General features: G+C 71.6%; 8 protein-coding genes and 1 pseudogene. 7 read left to right on the top strand and 2 right to left on the bottom strand.

The window, feature by feature from the left end:
- Together ACFWEG_RS26200 and ACFWEG_RS26195 are read left to right on the top strand one after the other, a co-directional pair.
- Positions 1 to 961, top strand: a pseudogene (locus tag ACFWEG_RS26200) (hypothetical protein); the annotation flags it as partial.
- Between the two features lie 173 nt (positions 962 to 1134).
- Positions 1135 to 2202 (top strand): glucose-1-phosphate thymidylyltransferase, encoded by a 1068-nt coding sequence (locus ACFWEG_RS26195; RefSeq protein WP_387219801.1) that lies wholly within the window; start codon positions 1135 to 1137, stop codon positions 2200 to 2202.
- Between the two features lie 31 nt (positions 2203 to 2233).
- On the opposite strand, the gene ACFWEG_RS26190 is transcribed toward ACFWEG_RS26195, so the two are convergent.
- Positions 2234 to 3412, bottom strand: coding sequence for an RNA-guided endonuclease InsQ/TnpB family protein (locus ACFWEG_RS26190; protein WP_387219799.1), 1179 nt, complete (start codon positions 3410 to 3412; stop codon positions 2234 to 2236).
- A 168-nt stretch (positions 3413 to 3580) separates the two neighbouring features.
- Here ACFWEG_RS26190 and rfbB point away from each other — a divergent pair, with 168 nt between their 5' ends.
- Complete coding sequence (gene rfbB, locus ACFWEG_RS26185) at positions 3581 to 4579, top strand: dTDP-glucose 4,6-dehydratase (RefSeq protein WP_387219796.1); 999 nt, start codon at positions 3581 to 3583, stop codon at positions 4577 to 4579.
- Positions 4580 to 4581: 2 nt separating this feature from the next.
- Positions 4582 to 5457, top strand: a complete 876-nt coding sequence (rfbD, locus tag ACFWEG_RS26180; RefSeq protein WP_387219804.1) for a dTDP-4-dehydrorhamnose reductase — start codon at positions 4582 to 4584, stop codon at positions 5455 to 5457.
- Positions 5458 to 5505: 48 nt separating this feature from the next.
- On the opposite strand, the gene ACFWEG_RS26175 is transcribed toward rfbD, so the two are convergent.
- The gene (locus tag ACFWEG_RS26175) at positions 5506 to 6903 is read right to left on the bottom strand and encodes a hypothetical protein (RefSeq protein WP_387219793.1); all 1398 of its coding nucleotides are present in this window, start codon (positions 6901 to 6903) and stop codon (positions 5506 to 5508) included.
- Positions 6904 to 7172: 269 nt separating this feature from the next.
- Between ACFWEG_RS26175 and ACFWEG_RS26170 the strand changes: the two genes are divergently transcribed.
- The 3 genes from ACFWEG_RS26170 (at position 7173) to ACFWEG_RS26160 (ending at position 10235) form a co-directional block, all read left to right on the top strand.
- Complete coding sequence (locus ACFWEG_RS26170) at positions 7173 to 7730, top strand: FG-GAP repeat domain-containing protein (RefSeq protein WP_387219791.1); 558 nt, start codon at positions 7173 to 7175, stop codon at positions 7728 to 7730.
- Positions 7731 to 7794: 64 nt separating this feature from the next.
- Entirely contained in the window at positions 7795 to 9162 is a 1368-nt protein-coding gene (locus tag ACFWEG_RS26165; protein ID WP_387219788.1) for an FG-GAP-like repeat-containing protein, read from the top strand.
- A 278-nt stretch (positions 9163 to 9440) separates the two neighbouring features.
- Complete coding sequence (locus ACFWEG_RS26160; protein WP_387219785.1) at positions 9441 to 10235, top strand: class I SAM-dependent methyltransferase; 795 nt, start codon at positions 9441 to 9443, stop codon at positions 10233 to 10235.
- Positions 10236 to 10280: the final 45 nt, after the last annotated feature.

Here is a 10280-nt window from a genome sequence, read left to right as displayed (position 1 = left end):
GGCGGGCACGCCCGCGCCGGCCGAGGCGCGGGAGGCCGTGGAGACGGTCTCGGCGCCCGCCGAGCCCGCGGCTCCGGTCGAGGAGGCGGCTCCGACGGGCCGCACCCGCCGCCGGGCGTCGCGGAAGGCGTCGGCTCCGGCCGGTTCGCCGGCTGCGGCCGAGGCTGCCGTCGGGACTCCCGTGGAGGCCGCGCCGGTCGCCGCGGAGCCTGCGCCGGTCGCCGAGGTGCCGGCCGCTGAAGCGTCGGCCGCCGAAGCACCGGCCGCTGAGGCGCCGGCCGCTCCCGCCGACGAGGCGGCCCCCGCGGGCCGTACCCGCCGCCGGGCCACCCGGAAGGCGACGGCCCCGGCCGGTTCGCCGAAGGCGGCGGAGCCGGTCCCGGACGAGGTGGTCACCGCGACCCCGGCCGCCGAGGTCGCCGACGTCGAGGCGCTCGCCGCCGAGGCGCAGGCCCCGGTGGAGCCCGTCGCGGCCGAAGACCCGATCGCGGCCGAGCCGACCGCGCCGGTCACCCCGCCGCGGACCCGCCGTCGCGCCGTCCGCAAGGCGACCGCCCCGGCGGGCTCGCCGGAGTCCTCGGAGGCGGCCGTCCTGGTCGTCCCGTCGACGCAGGCACCGCTCGGGACGGCGGAGTCGTCCGCGCCGGTCGAGTCGTCCGCGCCGGTCGCGGAGGAGCCCGCCCCGGCCGACGCCCCCGAGGTCGACGCCCCGGAGGCCGACGAGCCCGCCCCGGTCAAGAAGACCGCGGCGCGCAAGACGGCCGCCAAGAAGGCCCCGGCCAAGAAGGCGACCACGGCCGCCAAGAAGACGGCCACCGCCAAGAAGGCTCCGGCCAAGACGGCGACCGCCAAGAAGACCGCCGCCAAGAAGGCCACCACGGCCAAGAAGACGACGGCCAAGCGCACCACGAAGAAGACGGCCTCGGCCGAACAGGAAGGCTCGTCCACCGACGCCTCCTGACCGACCGTCAACTCCTGCGGCCCGCCCCGGACTTCCGGGGCGGGCCGTTCTGTCGTCGCGGGCGGCTCCGGTGCCCCGCGGCCCGGTCGCGGGGCCGGGAGGAGATAATGGCGGGGAGAATCCTGTGACCACAGCCGCTTCATGACCGCGAAGTGCCGTACTGGGGGCCATCTGTGAAAGCTCTAGTCCTGTCCGGGGGGGCCGGTACACGGCTGCGTCCCATCACCCACACCTCCGCGAAGCAGCTCGTGCCGGTGGCGAACAAGCCGGTGCTGTTCTACGGCCTGGAGGCCATCGCCGACGCGGGGATCACCGAGGTCGGCATCGTCGTCGGCGACACGGCCGAGGAGATCCGCGAGGCCGTGGGGGACGGCTCCGCGCTCGGCATCCGGGTCACCTACCTGCCGCAGGAGGCCCCGCTCGGCCTCGCCCACGCCGTGCTCATCTCCCGGGACTTCCTCGGCGACGACGACTTCGTGATGTACCTGGGCGACAACTTCATCGTCGGCGGCATCACGCCGCTGGTCGACGCGTTCCGGGCCGAGCGGCCCGAGGCGCAGATCCTGCTCACCCGGGTGCCGAACCCGACCTCCTTCGGCGTCGCCGAACTCGACGCGGCCGGCGCGGTGGTCGGCCTGGAGGAGAAGCCCGCGAAGCCGAAGAGCGACCTCGCGCTCGTCGGCGTCTACCTGTTCACGCCCGCCGTGCACGAGGCGGTCCGCGCGATCGAGCCGTCCGCCCGCGGCGAGCTGGAGATCACCCACGCCATGCAGTGGCTGATCGACGCCGACCGGGACGTCCGCTCCACCGTCATCTCCGGCTACTGGAAGGACACCGGCAACGTCACCGACATGCTGGAGGTCAACCGGTCGGTCCTGGAGACCGTCGAGCCGCTCGACCGGGGCACGGTCGACGACGCCAGCGAGATCATCGGCCGGGTGCGGATAGAGCCGGGCGCGCACGTCACCAACAGCCGGATCGTCGGCCCGGCGATCATCGGCGCGGGCACCGTCGTGTCCGACGCGTACGTCGGTCCCTTCACCTCGGTGTCCGAGGACTGCCGGATCGAGGACAGCGAGATCGAGTACTCCATCGTGCTGCGCGGCTCGTCCGTCATCGGCGTCCGCCGCGTCGAGGCCTCGCTGATCGGCCGCGACGTCGAGGTCACCCCGGCCCCCCGCAACCCGTCCGCCCACCGCCTCGTCCTCGGCGACCACAGCAAGGTGCAGATCTCGTCTTGACTTCCTCCCCCTCCTGAAGGAGGGCGATTCCCTACGGCTCGCGCCGTGGGGTTTTCTGCTTCGTCGCCGACCGCCCGCCCGGAGTTCTCCGTTGAGGTCTCACACCAGCTCCACAGACCGATGCCGTCAGCCCGACGGCCAGAAGGTTCCTCGCCGCGTTGACGTCCCGGTCGTGGGTCGCCCCGCAGGCGCACGTCCAGGTGCGGACGTTCAGCGGCATCCTCGCCTGCAGGGCGCCGCAGGTCGAGCACAGTCCGGAGGAGGGGAACCAACGGTCGACCGCGATGACTTCGCGGCCGTACCACCGGGCCTTGTACTCCAGCATGCTCCGGAACTGGGACCAGGCCGCGTCACTGATGGCCCGCGCCAGTCGGCGGTTCTTCACCATGTTCCGCACGGTGAGGTCCTCGATCACGATCGTTTGGTTCTCACGAACGAGCCGAGTGGTGAGCTGGTGCAGGTGGTCACGGCGCCGGTCGGCGATCCGGGCGTGCACGCGGGCGACCTCGCGGCGGGCCTTGTCCCGGTTCGCGGACCCCTTCTCCTTGCGCGACAGCTGCCGCTGGGCCTTCGCGAGGCGGGCGCGGTCGCGCCGCTCGTGCCTCGGGTTGGCGACCTTCTCGCCGGTGGAGAGGGTCAGCAGGTGGTCCAGCCCGACGTCGACACCGACCGTCGCACCGGTCGCGGGAAGCGGTTCCACGGTCGGGTCCTCGACGAGCAGGGACACGGACCAGCGCCCCGCGGCGTCCTGGGACACGGTCACCGTCGACGGCGTCACTCCCTCGGGGAGGGGGCGGGACCAGACGATGTCCAACGGCTCCGCCATCTTCGCCAGGGTCAGGTCGCCGCCTCGGAACCGGAACGCGCTGGTGGTGTACTCCGCCGATTTCCGGGACGTCTTCCTGCTCTTGAAACGCGGGTACCTCGCGCGCTTGCCGAAGAAGTTCGCGAACGCCGTCTGGAGGTGCCGCAGCGCCTGCTGGAGGGGGACGGAGGACACCTCGTTCAGGTAGGCGAGTTCCTCGGTCCTCTTCCAGGCCGTCAGCATCGCCGACGTGGCGTTGTAGTTCACCCGCTCCTGCCGCGTCCACGCTTCCGTGCGTGCCGCGAGGGCCAGGTTGTAGACCTTCCGCACGCACCCGAACGTACGCGACAGCTCCGCTGCCTGGGCGTCTGTCGGGCGCAAGCGGTACTTGAAAGCCCGCTTCACGTGGGTGGTCTTCGCCCGTTACACAATAACCCTGCAATTTGTGATTGACATCGCTCGATCGGATGAATGCCGGTCCGGCGGACAGTGAATCGGCATCGGCTGCCCTGCTTCGCAGGAGTTTCGTATTCCCCTGCTGGAAAGCGGGGGCTTTCGCCAAGGAGATACCAGATGGCCACTCGAAAACCCACGAAGATACTGGTCACCGGAGGTGCGGGCTTCATCGGCTCGCACTACGTCAGAACCGTGCTCGGTCCCGAGGGGCCCGGGGACGTCGCCGTCACCGTGCTCGACAAGCTCACCTACGCGGGCAACCCCGCGAACCTCGACGAGGTGCGCGGGCACCCCGGCTTCCGGTTCGTCCAGGGCGACATCTGCGACCCGGAGCTGGTGGGCCGGCTGATGGTCGAGCACGACCAGGTGGTGCACTTCGCCGCGGAGTCCCACGTCGACCGGTCCATCGACGGCGGCGCGGAGTTCGTCCGCACCAACGTCGTCGGCACCCACACGCTCATCGACGCGGCGCACCGGGCGGGCGTCGGGACCTTCGTGCACATCTCCACCGACGAGGTCTACGGCTCGATCGACGAGGGCTCGTGGCCCGAGACCCACCCGCTGCAGCCCAACTCGCCCTACTCGTCGGCGAAGGCGTCCAGCGACCTCATCGCGCTGTCCTACCACCGCACCCACGGCCTGGACGTGCGGGTGACCCGCTGCTCCAACAACTACGGCCACCACCACTTCCCCGAGAAGGTCATCCCGCTCTTCGTCACCAACCTCCTCGACGGGAAGACCGTCCCGCTCTACGGCGACGGCGGCAACGTCCGCGACTGGCTGCACATCGACGACCACGTCCAGGGCATCGAGCTGGTGCGCACCCGCGGCCGGGCCGGCGAGGTCTACAACATCGGCGGCGGCACCGAGCTCTCCAACAAGGAGCTCACCGGCCTCCTCCTGGCGGCTTGCGGCGCCGACTGGGACACCGCCGTCGAGTACGTCACCGACCGCAAGGGCCACGACCGCCGCTACTCCGTCGACTGCACCAAGATCCGCGACGAGCTCGGCTACACCCCCCGCGTCCCCTTCGACAAGGGCCTCGCGGACACGGTCCAGTGGTACCGCGACAACCGCTCGTGGTGGGAACCGCTGAAGGAGAGGGCGGGGCTGTGAGCATGTGGCTCGTGACCGGAGCGGGCGGCATGCTCGGGCGGGATGTGCTGGCGCGGTTGGAGCGGGACGGCGTCCCGTTCGTCGCGCTGGAGCGGAAGGCGCTGGACGTCACCGATCCGGCCGCCGTCGCGGCAGCGTTCGCCGAGCACCGGCCGGCCGTGGTCGTCAACTGCGCGGCGTGGACGGCGGTCGACGACGCGGAGTCCCGGGAGGACGAGGCGGCGGCGATCAACGGCGAGGGGCCGCGGAACCTCGCCGCGGCGTGCGCGGAGACCGGCGCCGTCCTCCTGCAGGTCTCCACCGACTACGTCTTCCCCGGCGACGCGGACACCCCGTACGCCGAGGACGCGCCCACCGGGCCGCGCAGCGCGTACGGGCGGACCAAGCTGGCGGGGGAGCGGGCGGTCCTCGACGCGCTGCCGGAGACCGGGTACGTGGTGCGCACGGCCTGGCTGTACGGGGCGGGCGGCGGCAACTTCGTCCGCACGATGATCAGGCTGGAGGGCGTCAAGGACACCCTCGACGTCGTCGACGACCAGCGCGGACAGCCCACCTGGACCGTCGACCTCGCCGACCGGCTGGTGCGGCTGGGGCGGGGCGCGCTGGCGGGCACCGCGCCGGCGGGGGTCTACCACGGCACCAGCGGGGGCGCGGTGACCTGGTGCGGGTTCACCCGCGCCATCTTCGAGGAGCTGGGCGAGGACCCCGAGCGCGTCCGCCCCACGACCAGCGCCGCCTTCGTCCGGCCGGCGCCCCGCCCCGCCTACAGCGTCCTGGCCCACGACCGCTGGGCCGCCGCGGGCATCGCGCCGATCCAGGACTGGCGCGCGGCCCTGACGCAGGCGTTCCCCGGCCTCCTCGCGGCGGAACGCGGCTGACCCGCCGGATCCCGGTCCGGCGGGTGGCCGACCGCCGGACCGGTGCCCTCAGTTGTCGAGAGCGGCGTCGATCGAGGACAGGGGGGTGGCGAAGAGGACGCGCTCCGGGACGACCGGGTCCTCCCACTTCGCGTCGGGGTTGGCGGCCCATTCCGTGAGCGACCACACCTTGCCGGTGCTCTGCCAGTAGGAGAGCGCCTGGGTGTGCTGGCCCCAGCACGAGTACTTCTTCGGCTGCCCGCAGTTCGCCGCGGCCATCGCGCCCTGGAGGTTCTGCCGCCACAGCGCCCCGTGCACCTTCGGACCCCAGGTCGACTCCGGCACGTACCAGTTCGCCGTGCTCGCTCCGCCGGGCTTGTGGGACAGGACGCCCTGCATGCCCACCACCTTCGTCCGGTACACCTCGTCGACGTTGGCGACGCCACTGCCGTTGATGCCGATGAGGCCCGGGCGGTCCGCCGCGGTGCTGAAGTAGTACCGCCACACGCGGCCGGCTTCGGTGCCCCCGGAGGAGTGGAACTCCGTGGCGACGAGGCTGTCGGGGGTCGAGGTGCGGTCGAGGGAGACGGAACCGAAGCACGGGACGGACGTGCCCACCGAGGAGTTGCACGCGCCGGCCGTGAGGCTGTAGGAGCCGATCGCGGGCATGACGTACTGGTACCCCCGGGCCGACCAGCCGCCGGAGACCTTGCCTATGGCCGTGCTGTTGACGTTGGCCTGGAGGATGCGGCTCATGTCGAAGATGTACATGGCGTTGTTGTCGGCGGCGCCGTTGCGGGCCGTGACGATGAGCTTGTCCTGGTACCAGACCATCCCGCCGAGGTGGGACTCGAGCTTCTTGTAGTTCGTTCCGCCGTTGATCGGGATGACCAGGAGCACCCAGCGGTACTTGAACTGGGCGGGGTTGTTGGCGTCGATGAAGGCGACCCGCGCCAGATGCTTGTCGGCTTCGGGATCCCCCGCCTTGGAGTCGTTGTGCGTCCAGCCCGAGAGGATGACCTTGTTGGCTCCCCACGAGCCGTCGTCGTCGGCGTCCCCGGAGGTCGTGACCGACTGGGGGAGCCAGCTCTGCGTAGTGGCGTCGCCGGTGTCCCAGCAGTACGCGTCGGTCGCGGCCGGATCCAGAGGCAGTGCCATGCGCTCGTCCGGGACGCAGCCCGACCGGTTGCGCATCGTGTGATTGGCGCTCTTGAGGACCGTGTCCACTCCGACGGCGGTCCCCATCTCCGCGGCCAGGTTGTTCAGGGACGACTCGGGGACGCGGTTCTCCTTGAGCTGGAACTTGGCGAGGTCCGCCGCCGCCGTGATCCGGGTGAGGGCTCCGGGGTTGTCGAGCGGGGCGGCCGCGGCGGTGTCCGTCAGAGCGGTCGCGAACAGGGCGAGGCAGGCTGCCCAGGTGACGGCGCACTGGGCGCCGAGTATGCGGGCACGCGTCGGTCTGCGCATGAGTGGTCCTTCAAGTGAAGTGAAAAACGCGAGAGTTGACGTCATGGGTGCGGGCGGGTGCAGCTCAACCTACGTGACCGCTGATGCGGATCGACCGCGAACGCGTGGAGCCGCCGCGTGTGCAACCCGGGAGCGTGTCCGCGCATCCAACAGGTGTGCGTAGAAACGTTGTTGTCCCTCTGCTGTTCTGTGGGATCGTCGCGGCAGCCGCCTGCGGGCCGGGGGGCCGTCAGGATCCGCCGGTCCCCGACAGGTCGTCGTCGCGCACGGTGGCGCCGTACGACTTCGACGGGGACGGCTTCGGCGACCTCGTCCTCACCGACACGAAGGCGACCGTCGACGGCAGGTCCGCGGCCGGGTACGCGGCGGTCCTACCCGGCTCCGAGGACGGGCCGGACGTCGCGGGAGCGCGGGTGGTCACCCAGAACTCGCTCGGTCTGGGCAAGGCGGGCCAGGGCGGGGCCTTCGGCGGCATCACGGAGTCGGCGGACCTGGACGCGGACGGGTACGCCGACCTCGTCACGCCCGCGGGGTTCACGACCGTCTTCGTCGTCTGGGGCGGTGCCGAGCAGTTCTCCGGCGCGGCACGCCTGAGCGGGTCCGCCCCGGTCGTGGGCGACTTCGACGGGAACGGCCGCGCGGACCTCGTCACCTCCGGCCCGGAAGTGAACTTGGTCGCCGACGTGGAAGCGGGTGAGGCCCGTGTGCTGCGGGGCGGGCGGGGGAAGCTCGACCCGGCCGGCGGCGCCCGCCCCCTGAGGTCGGACGACCTTATCCTCCCCCCGGGGATCGCCGGCGACGGTACGGGCTTCGGACTCAGTCGGTGACGAATCCCGTGGGCAACCCTCCGGCGGGGTCGTGGGTCCAACTGGCATGAGAAAGAACTTAGTTGTGCCTCTGCTGGCCCTCGCCCTCGCCGTCGGCGGATCGGGGGCGGCCACGGGCGCCCCCGATCCGGCAACCGCCGACCCGTACGACTTCAACGGCGACGGCTACGGCGACCTCGTCCTCACCGACGGCCGGGCGACCGTCAACGGCAGGTACGCCGCCGGATACGCGGCCGTCGTACCCGGCACCGCGGGACTGCCCGACGTGAAACGCACGCAGGTCGTCGTCCAGGACCGGCTCGGTCACGGCAAGGGGGTCGCGTACGGCGGATTCGGCTCCGACGTCGAGTCCGCCGATCTGGACCAGGACGGGTACGCCGACCTGATCACCCAGGGCGGCCAGGTGTCCGTCTTCGTCGTGTGGGGCGGCGCGAAGAAGCTCGCGGGGGCGAACAGGTACTACGGGGTCAAGGACTTCCGCGGTGCGGCCCGGCTCACGGGGGCCAGGCCGGTGGTGGGCGACTTCGACGGCGACGGCGACACCGACATCGTCACCGCCACGTCGGAGGCGAACCAGGCGCGCCTGCGGTTGGGGCCGTTCAACCGCGCGGGCAAGCCGAGCCGGTCGGTCCTGCTCGACCTGACCCCCGCGGACTCCGTCTTCTTCGCGGCGAGGCCCACCACCGCGGGAGACGTCACCGGTGACGGCCGGGACGACCTCCTCGTCACCTGGACCCACGTCTACGCCGACGAGGTCCCCATAGCCCGCGCCACCCTGCTGTACCCCGGAACCGCGAAGGGCGGGTTCGCCAAGCCGGTGCGCCTGAAGGACGACAGGAAGGGGGACCTCTACGGCTCCACCATCCACACGGGCGACGTGGACAAGGACGGCTTCGCCGACGTCGTCGCCGGGCACCCCTGTGAGTCGCGCGGTGAGCCCGTCCCGCCCGAGGGCGGCGGCCGGACACTGGTCTCCTACGGCGGTCCGGCGGGCCAGAGCGCGAAGCGGCTGCCTCAGCGCATCGCCGAGACCACGCCCGGGCTCCCGGTGACCGGCCCGTTCTCCTACTGCTCTTTCGGTGGCGTGCCGTCCGTGGGCGACGCCGACGGCGACGGGTACGCGGACGTGCTGGTCAGCCTCGCCACCGACTCGCCGGCGGGCGAGCTGGGCTCGCTCATGCTGCTGCGCGGGGGCCGGAAGGGCCTGACCCTCACCGGCGCCCGACACCTCCCGGACCACGACGACGCACTGCTCCGCGACCTCGACGGCGACGGAGCGGCCGACATCGCGGCGACCCCCCGAAAGGCGAACGAGGTCCAGATCCTCCCCGGCGCGGGCGGCGCCACCCCCACCCTGACGATCCGCCCCTCCGACCTCGGCCTGCCCCCGGGCATCACGAGCGGCACCGACTCCTTCGGCCCCAGCCGCTGACGCAACCCGACGGGGCCCTGGGACGACCAACGCCCATGAGGAGAAGCCTGGTTGCACCCCTGCTGTCCTGTGTGCCCGTCGCCGTCGCGTGCGGCCCGGAACCGCCTCTGACGATCGAAGTCGAGGACCTCGATCTCGCACCGGGGGTGTCGACCGTCGGCGAGTGGATGCAGCCTGCCGGCCGGCGGTGAATTTCCTCGAAAGCTCGCAACCGGCCGTTCGAATGAGTAACTTCACCGGGGATCGCGAACGTCGGAAACCGTCGGAAGGCGCCTCTCGTGAACCGTCATGACCTGCTCAGTGGACTGCACCGCGTCTACCGGCCGCGCAACTACCTCGAGATCGGCGTCAACGACGGTCGCAGTCTGGCACTGTCCCGGGTCCCGTCCGTCGCGATCGACCCGGCATTCAAGGTCGTGACGTCGATCAGCTGCGACGTCCACCTGGTCAAGGCGACGAGCGACGACTTCTTCGCCCGCAAGGACCCGCTGCTGCACCTGCGCCGGGGCCGCAACCCCTTCCGGGCGCTCGCCCGCCGGGACCCCCTGGGGGTGCTCGGCGGCGACCCGACCCTGGAGCTCTCGTTCATCGACGGCATGCACCTCTTCGAGTACGCGCTGCGCGACTTCATGAACGTGGAGCGCCACTCGCACTGGTCCAGCGTGATCGTGCTCGACGACATGCTGCCGCGTGACGTCGACGAGGCGGCCCGCGACCGGCACACCAAGTACTGGACGGGCGACGTCTACAAGGTGGTGACCGTCCTGCGGAAGTACCGCCCCGACCTGACGGTCGTCGAGATCGACACCGCCCCGACGGGAGTGGCCGTCGTGTTCGGCGCGGACCCGGAGAACACCGTCCTCAAGGACGCGTACGACGACATCATCAAGGAGTACGTCACCCCCGACCCGCAGACCGTCCCCGACGAGGTCCTCGTGCGCAAGCACGCCGTGAAGCCCGAGGCGCTCCTCGGGGCCGACTTCTGGCCGGCGCTGGTCCGCGCCCGCAACCTGCGGCGTCCGCGGGGCGGGTTCGCGCCCCTGCGGAAGCAGATCGCCGCGCTCGGGGGCTGAACCTCTGAGCGCGACGCGGGAGGGCCGGGTGGAACACTCCACCCG

It is taken from the genome of Streptomyces sp. NPDC060194 (assembly GCF_042728285.1).
In the GTDB taxonomy this organism is placed as follows: domain Bacteria; phylum Actinomycetota; class Actinomycetes; order Streptomycetales; family Streptomycetaceae; genus Streptomyces.
The sequence above is the reverse complement of the archived record's forward strand: the minus strand, read 5'-3'. Positions and strand labels throughout refer to the sequence as shown.